The sequence below is a fragment of the Streptomyces sp. V4I23 genome (assembly GCF_030817975.1).
In the GTDB taxonomy this organism is placed as follows: domain Bacteria; phylum Actinomycetota; class Actinomycetes; order Streptomycetales; family Streptomycetaceae; genus Streptomyces.
Map to the genome: position 1 here is coordinate 1,394,481 of NZ_JAUSZW010000004.1, position 22,314 is coordinate 1,416,794.

At 73.2% G+C, this 22,314-nt stretch carries 21 protein-coding genes; 10 read left to right on the forward strand and 11 right to left on the reverse strand.

The window, feature by feature from the left end:
• Positions 1-73 precede the first annotated feature (73 nt).
• Together QFZ82_RS08520 and QFZ82_RS08525 are read left to right on the forward strand one after the other, a co-directional pair.
• Positions 74-493, forward strand: coding sequence for an SsgA family sporulation/cell division regulator (locus QFZ82_RS08520; protein WP_307712561.1), 420 nt, complete (start codon positions 74-76; stop codon positions 491-493).
• 34 nt (positions 494-527) lie between these two features.
• Entirely contained in the window at positions 528-1,331 is an 804-nt protein-coding gene (locus QFZ82_RS08525) for a helix-turn-helix domain-containing protein (protein ID WP_307712562.1), read from the forward strand.
• Here QFZ82_RS08525 and QFZ82_RS08530 read toward each other — a convergent pair.
• The 4 genes from QFZ82_RS08530 to QFZ82_RS08545 form a co-directional block, all read right to left on the reverse strand.
• On the reverse strand, positions 1,321-1,740 hold the full coding sequence (locus QFZ82_RS08530; RefSeq protein ID WP_307712563.1) for a hypothetical protein: 420 nt from the start codon (positions 1,738-1,740) through the stop codon (positions 1,321-1,323). The genes QFZ82_RS08525 and QFZ82_RS08530 overlap by 11 nt on opposite strands.
• 130 nt (positions 1,741-1,870) lie before the next feature.
• Entirely contained in the window at positions 1,871-2,914 is a 1,044-nt protein-coding gene (locus tag QFZ82_RS08535) for a zinc-dependent alcohol dehydrogenase family protein (RefSeq protein WP_307712564.1), read from the reverse strand.
• On the reverse strand, positions 2,874-4,265 hold the full coding sequence (locus tag QFZ82_RS08540; RefSeq protein WP_307712565.1) for an amino acid permease: 1,392 nt from the start codon (positions 4,263-4,265) through the stop codon (positions 2,874-2,876). Before QFZ82_RS08540 ends, QFZ82_RS08535 begins: the two co-directional genes overlap by 41 nt.
• A gap of 78 nt (positions 4,266-4,343) precedes the next feature.
• Entirely contained in the window at positions 4,344-6,428 is a 2,085-nt protein-coding gene (locus QFZ82_RS08545) for an alkaline phosphatase family protein (protein ID WP_373429407.1), read from the reverse strand.
• 223 nt (positions 6,429-6,651) lie between these two features.
• On the opposite strand from QFZ82_RS08545, the gene QFZ82_RS08550 reads away from it, so the two are divergent.
• Together QFZ82_RS08550 and QFZ82_RS08555 are read left to right on the forward strand one after the other, a co-directional pair.
• The gene (locus QFZ82_RS08550; RefSeq protein ID WP_307712567.1) at positions 6,652-7,434 is read left to right on the forward strand and encodes an MBL fold metallo-hydrolase; all 783 of its coding nucleotides are present in this window, start codon (positions 6,652-6,654) and stop codon (positions 7,432-7,434) included.
• The gene (locus QFZ82_RS08555; protein WP_307712568.1) at positions 7,431-8,090 is read left to right on the forward strand and encodes a DedA family protein; all 660 of its coding nucleotides are present in this window, start codon (positions 7,431-7,433) and stop codon (positions 8,088-8,090) included. Before QFZ82_RS08550 ends, QFZ82_RS08555 begins: the two co-directional genes overlap by 4 nt.
• A gap of 24 nt (positions 8,091-8,114) precedes the next feature.
• Here the strand turns inward: QFZ82_RS08555 and QFZ82_RS08560 are convergent, their stop codons facing one another.
• Together QFZ82_RS08560 and QFZ82_RS08565 are read right to left on the reverse strand one after the other, a co-directional pair.
• Complete coding sequence (locus tag QFZ82_RS08560; protein ID WP_307712569.1) at positions 8,115-9,155, reverse strand: MBL fold metallo-hydrolase; 1,041 nt, start codon at positions 9,153-9,155, stop codon at positions 8,115-8,117.
• A gap of 20 nt (positions 9,156-9,175) precedes the next feature.
• Complete coding sequence (locus QFZ82_RS08565; RefSeq protein WP_307712570.1) at positions 9,176-10,393, reverse strand: aminotransferase class I/II-fold pyridoxal phosphate-dependent enzyme; 1,218 nt, start codon at positions 10,391-10,393, stop codon at positions 9,176-9,178.
• A 230-nt stretch (positions 10,394-10,623) separates the two neighbouring features.
• On the opposite strand from QFZ82_RS08565, the gene QFZ82_RS08570 reads away from it, so the two are divergent.
• Positions 10,624-12,126, forward strand: coding sequence for a bifunctional phosphatase PAP2/diacylglycerol kinase family protein (locus tag QFZ82_RS08570; RefSeq protein ID WP_307712571.1), 1,503 nt, complete (start codon positions 10,624-10,626; stop codon positions 12,124-12,126).
• 157 nt (positions 12,127-12,283) lie between these two features.
• Here the strand turns inward: QFZ82_RS08570 and QFZ82_RS08575 are convergent, their stop codons facing one another.
• Positions 12,284-12,727 (reverse strand): protein-tyrosine phosphatase family protein, encoded by a 444-nt coding sequence (locus QFZ82_RS08575; RefSeq protein ID WP_307712572.1) that lies wholly within the window; start codon positions 12,725-12,727, stop codon positions 12,284-12,286.
• Between the two features lie 139 nt (positions 12,728-12,866).
• Here QFZ82_RS08575 and QFZ82_RS08580 point away from each other — a divergent pair, with 139 nt between their 5' ends.
• Both QFZ82_RS08580 and QFZ82_RS08585 read left to right on the forward strand, forming a co-directional pair.
• Entirely contained in the window at positions 12,867-13,676 is an 810-nt protein-coding gene (locus tag QFZ82_RS08580; protein ID WP_307712573.1) for a methyltransferase domain-containing protein, read from the forward strand.
• A 53-nt stretch (positions 13,677-13,729) separates the two neighbouring features.
• The gene (locus QFZ82_RS08585) at positions 13,730-14,080 is read left to right on the forward strand and encodes a VOC family protein (RefSeq protein WP_307712574.1); all 351 of its coding nucleotides are present in this window, start codon (positions 13,730-13,732) and stop codon (positions 14,078-14,080) included.
• 9 nt (positions 14,081-14,089) lie between these two features.
• On the opposite strand, the gene QFZ82_RS08590 is transcribed toward QFZ82_RS08585, so the two are convergent.
• Entirely contained in the window at positions 14,090-14,647 is a 558-nt protein-coding gene (locus QFZ82_RS08590; protein WP_307712575.1) for a GNAT family N-acetyltransferase, read from the reverse strand.
• A gap of 423 nt (positions 14,648-15,070) precedes the next feature.
• Complete coding sequence (locus tag QFZ82_RS08595; RefSeq protein ID WP_307712576.1) at positions 15,071-16,528, reverse strand: MFS transporter; 1,458 nt, start codon at positions 16,526-16,528, stop codon at positions 15,071-15,073.
• Positions 16,529-16,751: 223 nt separating this feature from the next.
• Between QFZ82_RS08595 and QFZ82_RS08600 the strand changes: the two genes are divergently transcribed.
• From QFZ82_RS08600 to QFZ82_RS08610, 3 genes are all read left to right on the forward strand, one after another.
• Positions 16,752-17,498 carry a GntR family transcriptional regulator gene (locus QFZ82_RS08600; RefSeq protein WP_307712577.1) on the forward strand — a complete coding sequence of 249 codons (747 nt, stop codon included), beginning with the start codon at positions 16,752-16,754 and terminating at the stop codon, positions 17,496-17,498.
• 43 nt (positions 17,499-17,541) lie between these two features.
• Positions 17,542-18,606, forward strand: coding sequence for an adenosine deaminase (locus QFZ82_RS08605; protein WP_307712578.1), 1,065 nt, complete (start codon positions 17,542-17,544; stop codon positions 18,604-18,606).
• Positions 18,607-19,625: 1,019 nt separating this feature from the next.
• A complete protein-coding gene (locus QFZ82_RS08610; RefSeq protein ID WP_307712579.1) occupies positions 19,626-19,937 on the forward strand; it encodes a helix-turn-helix transcriptional regulator in 312 nt (103 codons plus the stop codon).
• 6 nt (positions 19,938-19,943) lie between these two features.
• Here the strand turns inward: QFZ82_RS08610 and QFZ82_RS08615 are convergent, their stop codons facing one another.
• Both QFZ82_RS08615 and QFZ82_RS08620 read right to left on the reverse strand, forming a co-directional pair.
• Positions 19,944-20,294, reverse strand: a complete 351-nt coding sequence (locus tag QFZ82_RS08615; protein ID WP_307712580.1) for a hypothetical protein — start codon at positions 20,292-20,294, stop codon at positions 19,944-19,946.
• 109 nt (positions 20,295-20,403) lie between these two features.
• Positions 20,404-22,197, reverse strand: a complete 1,794-nt coding sequence (locus QFZ82_RS08620; RefSeq protein WP_307712581.1) for a CocE/NonD family hydrolase — start codon at positions 22,195-22,197, stop codon at positions 20,404-20,406.
• Positions 22,198-22,314: the final 117 nt, after the last annotated feature.

Sequence of the window (22,314 nt, forward strand, 5' to 3'; positions counted from 1 at the left end):
GTACGGGTGAGCCCTGCCGTGACGTCGTCCCATGCAGAAGGAGCAGACCGCACAGCACCAAGAGGAGCGAGCGATGTCACCCTCCATCGAGCAATCCGTCGTGGCCCGTCTCATCAGCGACGCGCCCCACTCCCTGGCCGTGCCGGTGATTCTGCTTTACCGCGACACCGACCCGCTCGCCGTCCGCATGATCTTCCCGCCGGAGGCCTGCCTCAACGACACGGGTGTCACGTGGACCTTCGCCCGCAGCCTGCTCGACTCCGGACTGCGCGCCCCCTCCGGTGAGGGCGACGTCCACATCTGGCCCTGCGGACGCGTACAGACCATGGTCGAGCTGCGCTCTCCGGAGGGCGTCGCGCTGCTCCAGTTCGACACCGCGACCCTGCGCCGCTTCCTGATCTACGCGTACGCGGCGGTGCCCGCCTCGGCCGAGAGCGCGGCCATGGACATCGAGCAGGCGCTCGCGGCGCTGCTCGGGGAGGCGAGGGGCTGACAGGCCGTGGGCAGCCCCGTAATACGGTCGGGGTATGACAACTGTCGTTTCCGGTACGGGTGTAGGGCCGCTGCTGCGGGGCTGGCGCGAGCGGCGCCGGATCAGCCAGCTGGAACTGGCGCTGCGCGCCGACTCCTCGGCGCGCCACATCAGCTTCGTCGAGACGGGCCGCTCCCGGCCCAGCGAGGAGATGATCCTCAGGCTCGCCGAGCACCTCGACGTACCCGTGCGGGAGCGCAACGCGCTGCTGCTCGCCGCCGGTTACGCCCCGCGGTACGCGGAGACGCCCGTCGACTCCCTGGGCGCCCTGCGCGAGGGCATCGAACGGCTGCTTCAGGGGTACGAGCCGTATCCGGCCGTCGTCGTCGACGGCTCGTACACCGTGGTGGCGGCGAACCGCGGCATCGCGATGCTGCTCGACGGCCTGCCCGAGCACCTGCTCACACCTCCGCTGAACGGCATGCGGCTCACACTGCACCCCGAGGGGCTCGCCCCGCGCATCCGCAACCTGCGCGAGTGGCGCGGTCATCTGCTGGCCCAGATGGAGCGGCAGATCGCGCTCGCCCGTTCGGCGACGCTGCGTGAGCTGTACGACGAGGTCGCCGCATACCCCCTGCCCGAGGGCGGCGGCGGCCCGGACGACCGCGAGGACCCCACGCCCTACCCGTATTTCGCGCTCCCCCTGCGGATCGAGCACAAGGGGCGCGTCCTGTCCTTCGTCTCGTCCATCTCGACGTTCAACACCCCGCTGGACGTGACCGTCGCCGAGCTGGCCATCGAGACGTTCCTCCCGGCCGACCCGGCGACGGTCGCGTACCTGCAGTCGCTCACGCCCTAGCCGTCGCCTTCAGCGCCGACCACTGCAGGGCCGCGAGTCCTGCCACGGTCACGGCCTGGAGGACGGTCCACACCGCGCCGGCCGGGGTCGGCTCCAGCCAGAGCGCGAGCGCGGCGAGGCTGAGCGGGGGCCAGACGATGTTGGCGTCGATGACCGCCTTGACCAGCGGCACGGGCGGGTGGGGCCGGGCGGCGAGCAGACCGACGGATGCGCCCAGCACGGTGAGGAAGATCCCCACGCCGAACAGGAGCACGTCGTCGACCCCGAGGAAGCGGCCGATCGGCCCGGACGCGGCGGCGTACGCGACCCCGTTGGCCCCGGTGACGGCGGCGTCCACGGCGAGGAAGCGGCGCAGCATCGTCCGGGGCTCGGTGGTACGGGAGATGCCGGCGAGCAGGGCCTGGGACATGACGGATCAGCCTCCATCGAGGTCGTACGGACGGGACCCGGAGCCCGGACGGAGTGCGCCGCCCGGGCTCCGGTGACCTCAGACTGCCCTCCGGCCGCAGGACCGTCGATTACGCCGGAGGTAATGCGCCTCAGGGCGCGGCGTGCGGGGTGATCACCGTGACGCCCGTGGCGGGCGCGGTGTCCAGTGCCATCAGCGCGTCGGGGACGGCGTCGAGGGTGATCTCGGCCGTCACGAGCAGTTCGGGGCGCAGCGCGCCGGAGGCGACCATCGCCATCATGGCGGGGTAGTCGTGCGCGGCCATGCCGTGGCTGCCGAGGATCTCCAGTTCCAGGGCGACGACGCGGTCCATGGGGACGTGGGCTCCCGAGGGGAGCAGGCCGACCTGGACGTGGCGGCCCTGACTGCGCAGGCTGCGGATGGAGTTCTCGCAGGTCACTGCCGCGCCGAGGGCATCGAGCGAGAGGTCGGCGCCGCCGCCCGTGGCCTCGTGGACGGCCTCGGGGACGCCGCCCCGCAGCGCGGAGGCGTCGAGGGCCACCTCGGCGCCGAAGGTGCGCGCCATCTCCAGCGCTCCGGGCGACACGTCGACGGCGACGACTCGGGCCCCGGCCGCCGCGGCGATCATCACGGCGGACAGGCCGACTCCGCCGCAGCCGTGCACGGCCACCCACTCCCCCGGGCGTACGCGGCCCTGGCCGGCGACCGCCCGGAAGGCGGTCGCGAACCGGCAGCCGAGGCTCGCGGCCGTGGCGTACGGCATGCCGTCGGGCAGGGCCACCAGGTTGGTGTCGGCGTGGTGGACGGGAACGTACTCGGCGAAGGAGCCCCAGTGGGTGAAGCCGGGCTGTTCCTGGCGTTCACAGACCTGCTGGGCACCGCGGGAGCAGGCCGCGCAGCGGCCGCAGGCGCAGATGAACGGGACGGTGACGCGGTCGCCGGCCGACCAGCCGGTCACACCGGCGCCCACGGCGGCGATCACGCCGGACAGTTCGTGCCCGGGGACGTGCGGCAGGGCGATCCCGCTGTCGTGGCCCATCCAGCCGTGCCAGTCGCTGCGGCACAGCCCGGTCGCCTCGACCTTGACCACGACGCCGTCGGGCGCGGGGACCGGGTCGGGCACCTCCCGTATCTCAGGCCGCTTGCCGAACTCCTGGAACACGACGGCTCGCATCCGCTTCCTCTCCTTGCTGCCGGGCGGCCTTGATCCTTCGGGCCGACATCCAGGCGTACACCAGCACACCGGCGAAGAGGAAGAGCACTCCCTGGTACACGGCCGCGTACCCGGAGCCCGCGACCAGCCACATGGAGAACCCGAACGCGGCGAAGGCCAGGACCGCGTCGCGGACCAGCCGGCCGCGGTGCACCCGCTCGGACTGTCCGGACAGGAGGAAGGAGATCTGCGCGGCGGTCGCGAGCAGATAGGGCACGGTGGCGGTGAAAGTGGTGACGAGCACGAGGATCTCGAAGACGCCCTCGGAGCCCGCGGTGTAGTTGTAGACGGTCAGCAGGGAGGCCAGGACGACGGTGGCGAGGACGCCGGCCGTGGGCGCGCCGCGCCGCTTGGTCGCGAACACCTCGGGGAACAGGCCGTCCCGGGCCGCCGCGTAGGGGGTCTGCGCGCTGAGCAGGGTCCAGCCGTTGAGCGCGCCGAAGATGGACACGAGCGCCGCGCAGGCCACGGCCGTACCGCCCCAGGTGCCGCCGAACATGACGTCGACCGCGTCGGTGAACGGGGCCGTGGAGCCGACGAGGTTCTCCTGGCCGACGGTGCCGAAGACGGAGAGGGTGCCGAGCAGGTAGACGACGGCGGCCGCCACGGTGCCGAGGACGGTGGCACGGCCGACGTTGCGCTCGGGGTCGCGGACCTCGCCGGCGCTGACCGCTGCGGACTCGACGCCGAGGTAGCTGAAGAGCAGGATCGCGGCGGAGGCCGAGAGCGCGCCGGCCATGCTGTCGTCGGTGGCGCGGAAGGGGCCGAGCGCGTCGGCGTCGAAGAAGAACAGGCCGCCGACGGCGACGAGCAGCAGGGGCGCGAACTTCAGGACGGTGGCGACGAGTTGGACGGCGCCGACGTAGCGGGTGCCGGCCAGGTTGGCGAGTGCGGGCAGCCACTGCAGGGCGAGGGCGGCGGCGATCGTGGCGGCGAGCGAGTCGTGCACGGGAATCAGCACGTCGAGGTAGCCGACGCCGGCGACGGCGAGCGCCGCGTTCGAGACCCAGGAGGTGATCCAGTACGACCAGGCGGTCAGGAATCCGGCGAAGTCACCGAAGGCCGCACGGGCGTAGACGTACGGGCCGCCGGTCTGCGGATGGCGGCGGGCGAGCCGGCCGAAGACCAGCGCCAGGGCGATCGCGCCCAGGGTGAGCACGCCGAAGGCGGCGATGCTGATGGTGCCGTACGGGGCGACGGAGGCGGGGAGCAGGAAGATCCCGCCGCCGATGATGTTGCCCATGACCAGAGCGGTGGCGACCGGCAGCCCGAACCCGCGGGCGTGCCTGCTCTGTTCTTCGTGCTGGGTCATGGGGTGGGCAGCCTTCTTCCCGTACGTGGTGTTCCTGGGGACCGGGACATGGTCCGGTACGGGAGAGGCTGGACAAAATCACATCTTTTCGTCCGGCACGGGACCCTCAATAACCGGAATTTCTTCTTCCGCTTGGTGGTCCCACCGGGAAAAATCCGGCACGTCCTCCGGCGGGGCGGCGCGCGTCCCGATCGGGACCTGCGGGCCCTCGCACTCCCGCAGCCAGCGCCTGAGCACCCGGTGCACCTGCTCCGCACCGATCAGCTCACGGCCGGGCCGGACCGGCGGCGACAGCTCCAGCGGGGACAGCAGGAACGCCTTCGACTGCTCCCCGCCGAGCCCCCCGTGCGAACCGATCTGCTCCTCGAAGGCGTGCACCACGCCCGTCCTCGGGTCGTACATCGAGTTGACCATGATGTCCGCGACGTGCGGGAACCCGTCGGTGCGCCGGACGGCGTCCACCGCGCCCGGGCCGAATGCGGCGAGCGGCCCGGCGCCGTCGCCCTCCTCGAGGTCGGCGAGCGGCACGGCCGCACCGCCCGCGGCGAGCACCACCGACCCGTGCCGCTCGCTGCGCACGAGCAGGAACCCGATGCCCGGGTGGTCGGCGAGAGTCGGCAGCAGGGCGGGGTACCGGCGCTGGATCTCCTCCCGGCTCACCCGGTGGGGCACGTCGGGGAACGAGATCAGCGCGAGATTGCCCGACGCGAGCACGATCGGGTCGGAGCCGGCCCCGGCCTGCTCCAGCTCGCCGTCCTCGTCCACGTCCCGGTGCAGGGCGGTGCGCAGCGCGTTCCGGGCGGCGTCGCGGGCCTCCGCCCCGCTCTTGGAGCGCTCGGCGCGGCGCGGCACCGGCAATCCGCAGCCCGCGCGCACCAGATCGCGCAGAGTCAGCCCGTACGCGTCCTCGAAGGTGCTCCCCGGGCTCTGGCCGTGGTCGGACAGCAGCACGATCCGGTAGGTGCGGGGCGCGTGCTCGGCGACCTTGGCGATCAGGGCGAGTGACCGGTCCAGCCGCTCCAGCACCGCCTGCGCGTCGCGGCTGTGCGGCCCGGAGTGGTGGGCCACCTCGTCGTAGCCGACCAGGTCGGCGTAGACGGCGGTGCGTCCGGCGAGCATGTCGCCCATCACCGCGGCGACCACCACGTCGCGTTCGACGACGGTGGCGAACGCGCGGATGAACGGGTAGAGCCCGCCGCGGCCGACCCTCGGCTCGTCGCCGCGCAGCCGGGCGCGCGTCGACTCGCCGATCTCGCGGGCGACCTCGGCGACGAACGACACGGCGGTGCGGACGGCGTTCGCCGGATCGGAGAAGTACGCGAAGTAACCGGCGCGCGAGCGGTTGGCCCGGCCACGGCGTGCCGCGACGGACAGCACCAGGGCGAGTTGGTCCGCGCCGCCGCTGAACAGGTTGCCGCGGCTCGCCCCGTCCACGGTCAGCAGCCCGCCGTCGGCGGTCCGTTCGACGGCGCGGCGCTGCAGCTCGGCCGCGCTCGCCGGGCGGTTGCTGACCACGATCCTGCGCCGGTCCTTCTCGTACCAGCGGAAGGCGGGCACGTCGTGGTTGGAGCCGTGCAGGATGCCGAGCTGGCTGGCACCGGTCTGGCTGGACCAGTCGGTCCGCCAGGGCGTGAGGCGGTGCGTGTCGCCGAGCCGGCTCGCCACGGTGGGCATCACGCCGCTCCCGGCCGCCCGCAGCAGCACGTCGTGGCCGACGCCGTCGAGCTGGACGAAGACCGTGCCGGGCGCACGCGATCGCCCGGAGCCGTCACCGCGTCGGCGGCTGCGGCGGTGGGCCAGGCGCGAGAGCCGGCGCCGGTAGGCGTCGTCGTCGCGGACGGCGAGCGCGGTGGAGGTCGCGGAGGCGACGGCGGACATGACGGCGGCCACGACGACGGCGGTCTCCGGGTTCGCTGCGCCGCGGCCGTCCGGGATCAGCCACAGGGCGATGAGCAGCAGCGAGCCGTTGAGGAAGAAGACGAGCAGGCCGAGCACGAGCGCGGGTACGAGCAGCAGGGCCCGTACGATCACCGGCCACACCAGGGCTCCGAGCAGACCGAAGGCGCCTGCGCCCCAGCCGGCGGTGACCGCCGTGCGCGTGATGCTGTCGCCGTCTGGGGACTGGAGACGGAAGTCGGGCAGCAGCCCGGCGAGCGCCAGCATGGTCGCGGTCGACACGCCCCACACCACCACGACCCGGAAGACGGCTCTTCCGGCAGTGCGCCACCGCCCTTCGACCACGCGTGCTCACCTCACCCCTGGAGCAGGACTCCAGCGTGTCACAGCGCGGCCCCCGCAAGCGGCGGTCCGCCGGGGACCCGCACGGACGAGCCCCTGGACAACTACGCTCGTACGGGGACGGGCAGCTGCTGCGAGGAGGCGTCGCGTGCCGGTGGAGATCACCTGGTGGGGCCATGCCACCTGCACGATCGAGGACTCCGGGGTCCGGGTGCTGACCGACCCGCTGCTCGTGCGGCGGCTGGCCCATCTGCGCAGGCGCCGCGGCGCGCTGCCGCCCGCCGAGGCCACCGTCGCCGAGGCCGTGCTCGTCTCGCACCTGCACTCCGACCACCTCCATCTGCCCTCCCTCGCGCGGCTCGCGCCGGGGACGCGGCTGGTCGTGCCGCGCGGCGCGGCTCGCTCGGTGCCGGGGCTGCGGCGGGTCGCCGCGACGGCCGGCCTGCGCGTGACCGAGGTCGCGCCCGGCGACGAGGTGCGGGTCGACGAGCTGCGCGTACGGGCCGTGCCCGCGCTGCACGACGGACGCAGGCTGCCGCTGGGGCCGCACCGCTCCCCCGCGCTCGGCTATGTGGTCAGCGGCGAGGCCGACACGTATTTCGCGGGCGACACCGGCCTGTTCGACTCCATGGCCGACGAGGTCGGCCCGGTCGACGTGGCGCTGCTTCCCGTCGGCGGCTGGGGTCCGTACCTGGGCCACGGCCACCTGGACGCGGGGCGCGCGGCGCAGGCGCTCGCCTCGCTCGCGCCCCGCGCCGCCGTGCCCGTCCACTACGGCACGTACTGGCCGATCGGGATGGACGGCGTGCGGCCGCACGAGTTCTACGCGCCGGGCGACGAGTTCGTCCGCAAGGCGGCCCGGCTGGCGCCGAGGGTCGCCGTGCACCGGCTCGGGCACGGCGAGCGCGTCAGGCCGGGGGCCGGGCGGTGATCCCCGGGATCCCGGCGACGGCGGCCCAGCTCGCGCTCCCGGCACCGCTGTTGCCGCCGGAGTCGACGCAGCAGGCCGTCGGCTATCCCTCGCTGTTCCTGCTGGTGGCGCTCGGAGCACTGGTGCCCGTGGTGCCGACCGGCGCGCTCGTCAGCTCCGCGGCGGTGGTGGCCTTCCATCAGACGGCTCCCTACGCCCTGCTGTTCGTCTTCCTGGTCGCGTCGCTGGCCGCCTTCGTCGGGGACGTGACGCTGTACTGGCTCGGCCGGCGCGGCGTGCGTTCGAAGAACGGTTCGCGCCGGCTCTCCGCACTGCGCGAGCGCGCGGCGCCCGACCGGCTGGAGCAGGCCCAGGAGAAGCTGGCCCGGCACGGGGTGGCGGTGCTGGTGCTGTCGCGTCTGGTGCCGGCCGGACGGATCCCCGTCATGCTGGCCTGCCTGCTGGCCCGGATGGGGCTGCGCAGCTTCATGCGCGGGGATGCTCCGGCGTGCCTGGCGTGGGCGGCGACGTACGGACTGATCGGCATCCTGGGCGGGTCGCTGTTCGCCGAGCCGTGGCAGGGCGTGCTCGCGGCCGTGGCCCTGACCGTGCTGGTCAGCGGGGCGCCCGGGGTATGGCGCAGGCTGCGCCGGATCGGGGCCCGCCGGGAGGCGTGAGCGCCGGCCCGGCGCGGCCCCGGGTCACGCGGCCAGCACCCGCGAGCCGCCCACCGGCAGGTCCCACAGCTCGTGGCGCGGCCGGCCCGTGCGGTCCCAGGCCGCCAGCAGCCGCTCCAGCGGTTCCCGCACGGGCTCCGCGGAGAGCACGAACGTCGCCCAGTGCATGGGCGCCATGTTCCGCGCACCGAGGTCCTCGAAGGCGCGCACGGCCTCCTCGGGGTCGGTGTGCACATCGCTGAGCCACCAGCGCGGGGCGTACGCCCCGATGGGCAGCAGCGCCAGGTCGATGCCCGGATGGCGGCGGCCGATCTCCCGGAACCAGTGCCCGTATCCGGTGTCGCCCGCTAAGTACACCGAGCGGCCCGGGCCGTCGGTGAGCACCCAGCCACCCCACAGCGAGCGGCAGGTGTCGAGGAGGGTGCGCTTGGACCAGTGGTGGGCCGGTACGAAGTCGAAGCGCACGCCGTCCAGTTCGGCGCCCTCCCACCAGTCGAGTTCGGTGACCCGGGTGAAGCGGCGCCGCCGGAACCAGCGGCCGAGCCCCGCGGGCACGAACAGCGGGGTGCGGCGGGGCAGTCGCCGCAACGTGGGCGCGTCGAGGTGGTCGAAGTGGTTGTGGCTGATGACGACCGCGTCCACGGGCGGCAGGTCCTCCCAGCGCACGCCCACCGGAGTGATGCGCGCCGGGGTGCCGAGGATGCGGCGGGACCAGACGGGGTCGGTGAGGACGGTGAGCCCGCCGATGCGCAGCACCCAGCTCGCGTGCCCGGCCCACGTGACGGCGACGGTGGTGACGTCCGCCTCCGGCAGCGGGCCCGGTGCGAAGGGCAGCAGCGGGATGTCCCGCAGGCCCGCCGGGCCGGGGCGTACCGCGCCCTCCCTGGCGAGCCTGGCGAGCGCCCGGACTCCCGGGAGAGGGGCTGTCAGCCGGTCGGCGAAGGATCTCGGCCAGATGCGGACCTCGCCGAGCAGGCGGGTCGTGCGGGGCGGGAGCCCCGTACGACCCGGTCGCGTGTCCGCCGGGTGCTGTGCGGGTCCGGTCTGTTCTGCCTGCTCCGTCATCCTGGTCTCCCGTCAACGCGTCAGCGCAGCTCGTCGAAGGCCGATCCGAGGTTGTTCAATGCCCGCTCGACATGGGGCAGTTCCAGTGGGGTGGGTGAGTCGAGCGCGGCCAGCTGCTCCTCGGCGGTCGCGCCGAGCAGCGGCCCGGTGGACAGCCGCACCCGCAGCGCGCCGAGTTCGTCGCCGAAGCGGTGCCCGCCGGGGACGGACATACGGAGCCGGTCGCCGAGGTACTCCTCCAGTTCCATGGAGTCGCCGACGCCGCGCTCGGCCAGCCGGCCGCGCAACGGGCCGAGGTCCGCGTAGAGATGGCGGCCCGCCTGCGGAGGCCGGGAGACGGCGCCGGCCACGAGCACGGCGTGGTGCACGGCGGCGGCGACCTGCGCGTGCAGGGCGGCGGCACGGACCGCGCGTTCGGCCGTCTCGGGCGGCTCGTCCAGCACATGGGCCGCGGCGGCCGAGAGGGGCGCGGGAACGGCGGCGCCCAGCGCGGTGAGGAAGTCCAGGGTGCGGGCGCGCCGGACGGCGCCCTCCTCGCCGGGCGGGAAACGGGCGATCGCGACGGGCCAGGACTGGGGCGTGAGGGCGCCCGCGAGATCGCTGATGACCGTGACGTCGCCGGGGCACATCTCCGCCGGGCTGACCAGGACGGTGTCCCGCGGCCTGTGGAGCGTGTCGCGCCACGTCTCGTCGCTGATGATGTGCAGCCCCTCGCCGACGGCGGCCTCGCAGGCCTCGCGCACGGTCTCCGGCGGGGCGACGGTGGCGGTGGGGTCGTCGGGGACGCACAGCAGGAGCAGCCGTGGCCTGCCGCCCTCGCTGCGCACCCGCCGTACGGTCTCCAGCAGCGCGAACGGGTCCGGCACGCCGCCGCACTCGGCCGGGGTCGGCACGTGGTAGGCCGGGCGGCCCAGCAGCCGTGTCTGCGGCGTCCACCAAGCGGGGCAGGGGCGGGGCATGAGCACGTCGCCGTCGTACGCGCCCAGCAGGGCGAACAGCAGAGGCTGTGCGCCGGAGGCGGCGACGACCTCGGAGAGACCACTCGGCAGGCCGCGCCGCTGCCAGTACCCGCAGGCCGCCTCGCGGAGTGCCGGACCGCCGCCGGGCGGCTCGCTGCGGGCGATGCCCGCTGCTCCGGCCAGGACGGCGGCGGGGCCCTGCGGCACCGGCAGCCCGGTCTCGGGCGCGTGCGGCCCGTACCGGACGGGGCCACGTCCCTCGGACGCCGTGCCCTGCATCGCGCCACCTCCACACGCTCGCGCGCTCACCGGCGCGGGCCTGTGCCCGGCCTCCGCTCTGCGGATGTCGGACGCCTGCCCGCCTTTTAGCCCTTTATACGAAGGTTTGGCCGATGCCGCCGCGCGGGCGGTGGCGGCGGGGCCGGCCGAGCCCCCGTCACGACCGCCTGCGCGGGGCCGGACGGGTCGGGCACGGCGTGGGGCGCGCACCCCTGGGGTATCCGCGAGGCATGCCAGAAGTCGACGCACAGGAAATCACGCACCTCCGCGGGCGGATCGCCGCACTCCTCGGCGCCTGGGACCGGCAGCTGCACCGTGCCGTCGCCGAGCGCGCCTGGCCGGGCGCGGAACCGGTCCTGCCGCGGCTCAGCAGGAGCGCCGACCACGGGCTGCTCTGGTTCGGGACGGCAGCCGCAATCGCCCTGGCCGGACGCGGGGCACGCTCACGGCGGGCGGCGGTGCGGGGCGTCGCGTCCCTCGCGGTGGCGTCGGCACTGATCAACACCGTCGGCAAGCGCTCCGTCCGCAGGAACCGGCCCCTGCTCGACGCCGTGCCGGTGATACGGCAGCTGAAACGGCATCCGTTCACCACGTCCTTCCCTTCCGGGCACGCCGCGTCGGCCGCGGCCTTCACCACCGGCGTCGCGCTGGAGTCCAGGGGCTGGGGCGCCGCCGTCGCGCCGGTCGCCGCGTCCGTCGCGTTCTCCCGCGTCTACACGGGCGTGCACTATCCGAGCGACGTGCTCGTGGGCGCGGCGCTCGGCGTGGGCGCCGCGTTCGCGGTGCGCGGCCTCGTGCCGACGCGGTCCCAGCTGCCCGCACCGGCCCGCCCCGCGGCAGAGGCGCCCGCGCTGCGGGGCGGTGACGGCCTGGTGGTCGTCGTCAACCGCGAGTCGGGATCCGCGGACTGCGCCGCGGAGGTGCGCAGCGAACTGCCGCTCGCGGAGGTCGTGGAATGCGCCCCCGACGAGCTGGCGGCCCAGCTCGCCAAGACCACGGGCCGCGCCCGGGCCCTGGGAATCGTCGGCGGTGACGGCACGGTCAACCGGGCGGCCGCCGTGGCCGCCGAGAACGGCCTCCCGCTCGCGGTCTTCCCCGGCGGCACGCTCAACCACTTCGCGTACGACCTGGGCATAGAGTCCGTCCGCGACACCTGCCGGGCGGTGGAGGCCGGGGAGGCCGTCGGAGTGGACCTGGGCCGTTTCACTCCGGGGCCCGGCGGCAGCGCGGCCCCCGGCTACTTCCTCAACACGTTCAGCCTGGGCGTGTATCCCGAGCTGGTGCGCGTCCGGGAGCGCTGGTCGCCCCGGATCGGCGCCTGGCCGGCCGGTGTGCTGGCGGCGACCCGGGTGCTGCGGGGCGAGCATCCGCTGGAGGCCGAGGTGCAGGGGCGGCGCCGCCCGATGTGGCTGCTGTTCGCGGGCAACGGGGTGTACCGGGGCGTCGGCCCCACCCCCGGTCACCGCGCCGATCTGGCGGACGGTCTGCTCGACGTCCGCGTGGTGCACGGCGGGCGGGCTCCGGGCTGGCGGCTGCTGGGCGCCGCACTCGCGGGCAGGCTGAAGCGGTCGCCGGTGCACGCCGCCCGGCAGCTGCGCCACGTGCGCATCGGGGGTCTCGCGCCGGGCACACCGCTGGCGTACGACGGCGAAGTGGCCCCGTCTCCACCCGAGTTGACGGTGGACAAGCTGGTGGGCGCGCTGACGGTCTACCGGCCGCAGGAGTTGCTCTGAGGGCCGGCCGGAAACGGCTCCGGGAGACGACGATTTCCGGGCGGGACGGCTACCGCCCGGAAAAATCGGATCGACGTGCTCCCCTCGCGTCCCGCACCATGGCACAGCGCGCTTCGGCGGCCGGCCACGGGGGTGCTGGTCGCCGGGGCCCTTCCGTTCAGGTTCTCGCGGCGTCCGCGAAGCGCCAGGCGTAGCGCCGCTGCCACGGTGTCTCCACGGCGTGCCGGTCGTAGTGGGCACGGACGTACGCCACAGCCTCGCCGGCCGGGACGCCGTCGAGAACGGCCAGGCAGGCCAGGGCGGTTCCCGTCCGGCCGCGGCCGCCTCCGCACGCGATCTCGACACGCTCGGCCGTCGCCCGTTCCCACGCCTCGCGCAGCAGTTCGCGCGCCTGGTCGCGGTCCGCGGGGAGGCGGAAGTCCGGCCAGCGCAGCCAGCGCGCCTCCCAGTCGGCGTGCGGCGGCTGCTTGCCCAGCAGGTACACGGCGAACTGCGGCCGCTGCCCCTCGGGCAGCGGGCGGCGCAGGCCGCGGCCCCGGACGAGCCTGCCGGAGGGGAGCCGGAGCACGCCGGGCGCGGTCGGGTTCCAGGTCTCTGCCATCCGCCGATTGTCTCCTCCGGCGGGGGCCGTTGTCCGGCCCACCGCCCAATGCACCTCTGTCCATTATTCGAGATAGACATCTCGCCATTCAGAACGCACGCGATACGGTGGGCACCCACCTCAGCGAAGGAGAGCGGCCATGCCGAAGGAGACCGCCGTCTACACCCACGGGCACCACGAGTCCGTGCTGCGCTCGCACACCTGGCGGACCGCCGAGAACTCCGCGGCGTACCTCCTCGGCGAACTCCGGCCGGGGCTGGACGTGCTGGACGTCGGCTGCGGACCGGGCACGATCACGGCGGACTTCGCCGCACTCGTCGCGCCGGGACGGGTCACCGCGGTGGACGCCGCGGAGGACGTGCTGGCACAGGCCCGTGCGCACGCCGAGGGACGCGGTCTCGACAACGTCCGCTTCGCGGTCGCCGACGTCCACGACCTCGACTTCCCCGACGACTCCTTCGACGTCGTCCACGCCCACCAGGTGCTGCAGCACGTGGGCGATCCGGTGCAGGCTCTGCGGGAGATGCGCCGGGTGTGCCGTCCCGGCGGCGTCGTCGCGGCACGCGACAGCGACTACGGCGCCTTCACCTGGTTCCCCGAACTGCCGGTACTGACCGAGTGGCAGGAGCTGTACTCCAGGGTGGCGCGCGCCAACGGCGGCGAGCCCGACGCCGGCCGCAGGCTGCTGTCCTGGGCCCGCGCCGCGGGCTTCACCGACATCACGGCGACCGCGGGTACCTGGTGTTTCGCGACGCCCGAGGAGCGGGCGTGGTGGAGCGGTCTGTGGGCGGACCGCACGACCGCCTCGGTGTACGCGCGGATCGCGGTGGAGGGCGGCCATGCCGGCGCCGGGCAGCTCGCCGCGATCGCCGACGCCTGGCGCGCCTGGGGCGCCGAGGACGACGCCTGGTTCCTGGTCCCGCACGGCGAGATCCTGTGCCGCGTCTGAGCGTCTCGTGGGGCACCTGACAGGGCCCTCCGCCCCCAACTACCCTCCTGTGCATGGAGATCCTCGGAACCACTCTTCGTATCTGCGTCGACGACCTCGAGGAGTCGGCCGCCTTCTACGAGCGGCTCACGGGCGCGCCGCCGCTGCGTTTCGAGCGGGGCGGCGTCCGTGTCGCGGCGATCGGCTGCTTCCTGCTGATGAGCGGTCCGGAGTCGGAGCTCGAGGTGCTGCGCAAGGTGGCGGCGACGATCGCGGTGAAGGACGTGGACGAGGCGTACGAGTCGCTCACCGCAGGCGGCGCCCAGGTCGTCGCCGGTCCGGTGCCGACCCCGGTGGGGCGCAACCTGATCGCCGTCCACCCGGACGGGTCGGTCTTCGAGTACGTGGACCAGAAGGCGGCCTGACGGAACGGATCAACGACCGGAGGGCGCGGTCATCTCGCGGGTGATCGCCCAGCGTTCGTGGTCGCGCCAGGCGCCGTCGACGTGGAGGAAGTCCGGCGAGTAACCCTCCAGCCGGAATCCGGCCGACCGTACGAGGCCGATGGAGGCGGTGTTGCCCGGCTGGATGTTGGCCTCCAGGCGGTGCAGTCCGAGCGGGCCGAAGGCGTGGGCGAGGAGGAGGCGCAGTGCCTCTCCCATGAGGCCGCGTCCGGCGGCGTGGGCGAAGGCGCCGTAGCCGAGCGCGCCGCTGAGGAACGCACCTTCGACGATGTTGTTGATGTTGATGAAGCCCGCGATGGCGCCGGTGTCTCGTTCGCAGACGAGGAAACCGGCTCTCGCCGGGTCCTCGATGAGCCGCCCCGCGTAGGCGGCGTAGGCGTCCGCGGTGAGCGGCGGGAAGAGCCAGGGCCGGTGGTGCCCGGTGCTCTGCCGCGCGCGTGCTGTGAACTCCGCCCCGTCGTCGTGGGTGAAGGGACGCAGGACGATCCGGGCGCCGGTCACGGCGCGGGAGGCGGGTGTCGGCGGCATCGCGCCAGCCTAGCGGCGGTGATGCCCCGGGGCCGGGGACGGCGGCGTCCGCCGTGCCCCGGCCCTGGGCTGCGGCGGCGTCCGCTGGGGGCACCGCCCCGGCCCTGCGCCTACGCCCGGCGGCTGCGGGACATGTTCGGCTCCGCCACCCCCGGCGGGCGCGGAAGGTCAGCCTCCGCTGTGCCCGGCAGGCGCCGCAGGTTCCCGCACGGCCTGGCGGCCGTGGCAGGGGCCCTCGGCGAAGCCAGGGGTGCCCGCAGCAGCTCCGGGGGTCCCGCCCATGCCCCCGGAGGCGCGGTTCTGGCGGCGAAGGGCTGTCCGGGCCGGGCGGGTACGGGGCTGGGCCGCAGCACCGTGCGCGGCCGACGAGTCCGGGCGAAGCCCCGTTCGACGGCGGAGGCGCGCGGTGCCGGAGCGCCGGGATCAGTGGTGGGCGAGCACGAGCGGGGACTCGCCGTCGGCCTCGGCGTCCGCCGGGTCGGGCCGCTGGATGAGCAGGGAGGCGACGACGCCGATGCCGAGGAGCGCCAGCGCCGCGTACATGGCGTGCTGGTAGCCGGCCGCGGTGGGCCCGTGGGCGTCGCTGCCCGCCGTGATCATGGCCGACGCCAGGGCGATGCCGAGCGAGGCGCCGATGCCGAAGCAGGCGCCGTTCAGGCCGGAGAGCGAGCCGGGCTTGTCCTTGGGCGCGGTCGTGACGGCGAGGCCGTTCAGACCGGTCAGCATGAAGCCGCCGTACGTCACGCCGAGCGCGGCGAGCGAGGCCACGAGGATCCACTCGTGGTGCAGGAAGAGCGTGGCGAAGACGAAGATCACGAAGTTGGCGACCGCTCCGGTCACCACGATCCGGCGCCAGCCGGCCTTCGGTCCCAGCCGGCCGGTGAGGGGCGCGGAGATCACGCCGATGAGCTGGATGGGGGTGAGGAAGAGGAAGGCCGCGGCGACGGCGGACAGGCCGAGGCCGACCCGGGCGTCCTGCGAGAACAGCGGGATGGTGAGCGCGATCGCGCCGAAGGCGCCGCCGAGGGTGCAGATCGTGGTGAGCAGCAGCGGCCAGGCACGGCGGGAGGCGAGCACGTCGATGTCGATGACCGGGTTGGCCGCGGACTTCTGCGAGACGACGAAGACGACGAGGGCCGGCAGTCCGCCGAGCAGGAAGGCCAGGGTCAGCGGGGAGGTCCAGCCCCAGGCCGCGCCCTGGGCGAGGCCGACGAGCACACCGGTGAGGCCGATCGACAGGGCGGTGATGCCGCGCGCGTCGAAGGGGGCGTCCGCCGTGGTCGGCGGCACGTCGGGTACGTACCTGCGGACACCGATCAGGCCGGCGACGGCGATGAGCGTGGAGCACACGAAGATGCCGCGGAAGCCGATCGTGTCGGCGATCTGGCCGCCGGCGACGGCGTCGACACCGGCGAGTCCGCCGTTGACGGCGGTGATGACGCCCGCGGCCCTGCCGAAGCCGGCCGGGCTCAGCAGCTGGTTCAGGGTGAGGAAGGCGAGCGTGAACATCGCGGCGGAGACACCCTGCAGGATGCGGCCGGCGATGAAGATCTCGATGTTCGGGGCGAAGACGCACAGCAGGTTGCCCGCGATGAGCACGAACGCGCAGACGATCATCATGGGCTTGCGGCCGCGCTGGTCGCTCAGGCGGGCCAGGGTGACCTGGCCGATGGCGGCCATGAGGAAGAACAGCGTCTGGGAGAGGCCCGCGGCCGCCGTGGTGGTGCCGAGGCGCTCGATCACATCGGGCAGTGCGGGGCTGAGCATGGTCGCGTTGATCTGGTAGCCGAGCACGGCCAGGACCATGGCCAGCAGCATCGGGCCCCGGCCCGCGAGATCGGATTCGGACCCGGAACGCCTCCGGCCGAGCGTGGTCGACATGTCGGCCCCTTTGCCTTGGATGTCATGCCTCGATGGAACAGGTACAGCAGCCTTGTCAGACAAGCTGTGCACCACAGGGTGGAATCTACGTGCGTAGAACGTCAAGCCCTTCGTGACGTGACGCACAACGGGCCCGTACCGTCCGGGCAGGACCGGGCGGCCCCGCGTTGCTCCGGGGGCGCGCGCTCGCATAACTTGCTGACAAGTGAGCCGAGGAGGGCCAGTGGCAGTCAGCGGGCAGCAGCGGAGACCGGTCGTGGTCCTGTACGAGCGGATCGCGGACGCCATCCACGACGGCACCTATCCGCCGGGGTCCACCCTCCCCTCGGAGCCGCGGCTCGCCACCGAGCTCGGCGTGAGCCGGCCGGCCCTGCGCGAGGCGCTGCTGCTGCTCCAGGAGGACGGCCTGCTCTCGGTGCGCAGGGGCGTGGGCCGCACGGTCAACGACAGCCCGCCCAGGCGCGGTTACGAGCACATCCAGCCGCTGGAGGACCTGCTGGGCGCGGGCCGGGCGCTGCGGGTGCGGCCCCTGCTGCGGACCGTCGAGGAGCCCACCGACTTCACCACCCAGCACCTGCTCGCGCCCGCCGCGGCGGAGCTGCGCTTCTGGGAGTCGCTGCTGACCGGTGACGGTGCGGCGGCGGCACTCAGCCAGGAGTGGGCGGCCGCGGAGGAGACCCTTCAGCGGCACCATCCGGACTTCGCCGAGGCGCTGCGGTCGGCGCCGCAGGCGCCCTCCTCGATGCTCTCGGTGCTGGCGGCAGCCTCACGGGGAACGCCGCTGACCGCGCACAGCGGGATCAGCGCGACGCTGCTCGGCCGGCGCCGCGGGGAGCAGCTGGGGCGCCCGGCGGACACGCCCGCCGTGCTGGTCACGCAGGTCGTGCGGGTGGACGGCGTCCCGCTCCTGGCGGCCAAGCACATGCTGCCGACGGGTGCGCCCGCCCTGCCGGTCCTCCAGTCGAACTGACGCGCCTCCCGCATCGGCGGGAGGTGCCGTACACTCCCGATGCATGCACTTGTCTGACATCCAGCGCGCTCCCAAGGTGGTCCTCCACGACCACCTCGACGGCGGTCTGCGCCCCGCCACGATCATCGAGCTGGCCCGTGCCTGCGGCTACCGGGCCCTTCCCACCGAGGACCCGGAAGCCCTCGCCGTCTGGTTCCGCGACGCCGCGGACTCCGGCTCGCTGGAGCGCTACCTGGAGACGTTCGCCCACACCTGCGCGGTGATGCAGACCCGCGAGGCGCTGGAGCGCGTCGCGGCCGAGTGCGCGGAGGACCTGGCCGCGGACGGCGTCGTGTACGCCGAGGTGCGGTACGCCCCCGAGCAGCACCAGGAGGGCGGGCTCACGCTCGACGAGGTCGTGGACGCGGTGAACGCGGGTCTGCGCGAGGGCGAGCGGCGCGCGGGCGGGCGCATCACGGTGCGCGCACTGCTCACCGGTATGCGGCACACCGACCGCTCGCTGGAGATAGCCGAGCTGACCGTCGCGCACCGCGAGCGCGGCGTCGCGGGCTTCGACATCGCGGGCGGCGAGATCGGCAACCCGCCGGCCCGGCACCTGCCCGCGTTCCAGCACCTCAAGCGCCACAACTGCCACTTCACTATCCACGCCGGCGAGGCGGTCGGCGCCGAGTCGATCCACGAGGCGGTGCAGGTCTGCGGTGCCGAGCGCATCGGCCACGGGGTGCGCATCACCGACGACATCACGGTCCACGACGACGGCACGGCCACGCTCGGCCACCTCGCCTCGTACGTGCGCGACAACCGCATCGCGCTGGAGGTCTGCCCGACCTCCAACCTCCAGACGGGCGCGGCGAAGTCGTACGACACCCACCCGATCGACCTGCTGCGCCGCCTCGGCTTCCGCGTCACTCTGAACACCGACAACCGCCTGGTGTCCGGGACGGACATGAGCCTGGAGTTCGTGCACATGGCGGAGGCGTTCGGCTACGGCCCCGAGGTCTTCGAGGAGTTCACGGTCGCGGCGGCCGAGGCGGCGTTCCTGCCGCTGCCGGAGCGGCAGCGTCTGATCGACGAGGTGATCCGCCCGGGTTACGCGGCGCTGCGCTGACGCGCGTCGCGAGTCCGGTCGCGGACGGCCGCACGACACCGAACCGCCGCCGGTGGCTCCGGCGGCGGTCGGGTGTGCGTCAGGCGTGGGCGCATACCCGCGTCACCACTGGCAATGGACGTGGGCGGTGTGTCCGACGTGCGAGCCGTTGACGATGCCGACGGGAGGGACGTCGTAGCCCCCCGGTTGTATCGAGTCCACGCGCCACACCCCAGTGCCACCAGAGGGCTTGACCAGGCGCCAACTCGTCGGCCCGTCATGGTCGAGAAGCTGGTCAAGAGCCGTTGTCGCCTGCGGGCGCGATTCCCCAGGGCGCCTTGCCCTCGTAGTAGTCCGCCACGGCCCCGCTGCCTGGCGAGCCGTTGCTACCCGGGTATGCGTCGGTTGCCGAGGCTGGTGTTGCGGCGAGGGCGACGGCGCCTCCTGCAATGACTGCGGCAGCGACGAGCCGTGAGGTGATGTGACTGATGGGCATGTGCTCTCCCTCCGCACCCGGCTCTCCCGGGAGACGTGGAGTCCCGGGCGGGCCGTGCTCTTGGAGTCCCTGACGTGGACAGCCCCCGTCGACCGCGGCGACTTCGGGGCGCGGGCTGCTGCTCCTCGGGGCGTATGCACGGCACTGGGGTCACACAGTGAACAACCAGTTCACCAAGACGGTCTGGGCCGTAGCGCGTCCGCAAGGTCGCGCGGATGTTGTCGGGCGACACGAAAGTGTCAGTGGGCGACGACACGTCACTCGGCCGGAGGCACGGTTCCCGTCATCGAGCGGATCGGCGCTGATGGCGCGTACGGCCATGCCTGTCGCGACCGCTGCCACAGTGAGGTTCAACACGGCGGTGCCCAACTCGATCAACCCATTGATCATCTCCACGCATGCCTCCGTGTCGTCTATGTGGGAACGACACGAATCTCGCAATGCGGATCTTGTTGCGGGGGCCAACAAACCCGATCGGCGATCTTGCCGACGAGCGGCAACACAAAACTTGGCAGGATGCCCTGCGGAGGGAGTTGTTGAGGGGATGGACGATTCACGGCCAGGACGGCGTCTGAAGCCTCTCAGCAGCAAGCTCGGCCCAGAAATGGCCGCTTGGGTCACCCGGCTGCGCGAGTTCTACACCGGTCTCGACATGACCTACGTCGAGCTGGCGGAGATGCTGGGCGGTGACCCCTCGACCTTGTCGCGCTACTTCAATGGGCAGCGTCTTCCCGAGATTGGTTTCTCGGAGCGGCTCTATCGCGCGGTGGAAACAAAGACGCATGCACCCGTCCAAGACCAGGTCAAGGACTCTGTGCGCGCGCTGTTAGCCAGCCCGGCCCTGCTCCCGCTGTGACGCCGGTCATTCCGGGTACGTGGCTTCCACGCAGACGACAAAGCGGGCGTCGCCTATCGGGGCCGAGTAGGTCCCGGTGGGCGCGGGCATGGCCTCGGCCGGTGCAGTGGCGCTGCCGCTCTGCGAGGGCGTAGGGTCCGGGCAGCCGTCTCCCCCGCCGGCCGGGCAGCGGACGGGTTCGAGTTCCGGCGTGCCGCAGTCGGCCGGTTCCTGCGAGGCGTACGGCGACGGCGGCGTGACGGATGGCGCGCTCCGCTGGATGAGCTCCGTGGCCGTGTAGCCGGAGAGGGCGACGAAGAACACGGAGACGGCCACCAGGCCGTTCTTGCCGAGCCGGATCACCAGTCGGTTCCCCACGGTGCGAACCGGTAGTCGTGCCTGAGCACTGCCGTCCCCCTCTGTCTGATCAGTGCCGCGCCTCGTCCACCGTACAAGTCATGACGGACACCGGTCCTCGGAGCCCCCGTCAGGACACCTTTCCCCGCACCACCGGCAGTTCCAGCACCCCCGTGTCCTCGGGCGCGCTCACGACCGTCACCGGCTTGACGCCCCGGTTGCCGAAGTACGCCGTGTCGCTCGCCGCGATCACGAACTCCAGCCGGTGGCCCGCCTCGTAGCGGTGCACGATGCCCGGCAGGTCGACGGTGAACGGCCTGGTCACGTCGGGTACCCGGACGGGGGCGACCAGGCGGTTGACGAGGGTCTTCGTGCCGTTCGGGGCGACGTCGTAGACCTTGGCGAACAGCACCAGCTTGTCGGCCGCGTCGTTCGAGTGCTGCACGCGCTCGGTCTTCGGCGAGACCACCTTGAGCCGGGCCCTGGGCGCGCCGACCACGTCGACGGGGGCCTTCAGCGGTTCGCTGCGCCAGCCCAGGCAGGTACCCGCAGTGTCGTACGGCTGCGGGTCGGGCAGGCCGACGATGCCGGACAGGGACGACTCGGAGTGACTGGTGGGCACGAGCCAGTTGGCGTAGGTGCGGCTGCCGCGGGCGACCTTCGCGCGGGTGTCGACGAGTTTGCCGTCGCCGGAGAGGTAGAGCTTCTGGGACAGGGACGGGACGGCGCGCGCCTCCCCGTAGCCGCTCTGCCAGTCGCGGTAGTAGGCGAAGGCGGGACCGGTGTCCGCGTTCGCGTTCGCGTGCAGGTACCGGTCGAACCAGGCGAGGATGCGCCGCCCCACGTAGCTGGTCTCCAGGTTGCCCTCGCCGATGTTGAGCTCGCCGGACGCGGGGTCCGTCATGCCGCCGCTGTGGCCCCAGGACTGCCAGATCATCTTGGTCTCGGTGCCCTGGGCCCTGAGCGTCTCGTAGCTGGCCTGCGCCTCGTTGAGGGTGAACAGGCTGTCGGCCTGGCCCTGGACGAGCAGGGTGGGTGCCTCGACCCGGGACAGGTAGGAGACGGGTGACACGCTGCGGGCGAAGCTCTGCATGTCGTCGACGCGGTCGGCCGGGTAGCGGCCGGAGTTGAGCAGGCGCAGTGTGTCGCAGGCCTGGGCGACGAAGTGCAGGCAGTCGAGCGAGTTGAAGCGGGACGGGTCGAGGCTCGGGTTGGTCAGCGGCTGTCCCTCGCCGATGAGCCAGAAGCCGTCCGCCCACTGCCACTTGAAGGCGCCGGGGACGGTCGTGCCCCTGGCGTTGTTCGGATCGATCGAGCGGTTGAGGTCGTTCCAGGTGATCAGGGGGACGAGTGCGTCCACCCGGCGGTCGACGGCGGCGGTGGCGAGCTGGATCGCGCCGCCGTACGAGCCGCCGATCATGCCGAGCCGGGGATCGCCGCGGCCGTCCTTCGTCACGAAGTCGATCACTGTGCCGTCGTCGGCGGAGCGCGTGCCGGCGAGGAAGTCGATCAGGCGGGAGGCCGCCCGGCCGTCGATGTCCGGGTCGTCGAGGGAGATGAGGCAGCCCGACCTGCCGAAGCCGAGTCCGGAGTACGCCAATGCGACGTAGCCGCGTGCGGCGAACGCCTTGGCCGTGTCCGCCGTTCCGTCCGACTTGCTGCCGCCGAAGCCGTTGGTGGTGAGCACGGCTGGAGCGGTCCGGTGGGCGCCGACGCCGGCCGGGCGGTAGAGGTCGGCGTCGAGTACGCAGGTCCTGCCGCCCGCCTCGACGGTGAACTTCAGTGCGGTGACCGTGAATTCGCCGGCCGGTGCGGCGGCCGTGGCGGGGGACGCGAGGGCGAGGGGCGCGAGCAGCGCCGTCCCCGCGGCCCATACGAGAGGCTTGCGGCTTCCGGGCAGGGCACGTGACACGAGGACCTCCACATCGAGGACGCCATACCGACCAGTAAGTAGGTGGCCGCGCCCATGCTGTGACACGCGTCGGACACAGGTCAACGCTCGTGCAGCGACTTCTTGACGGGAATTCAGCAGCGGCCTCCG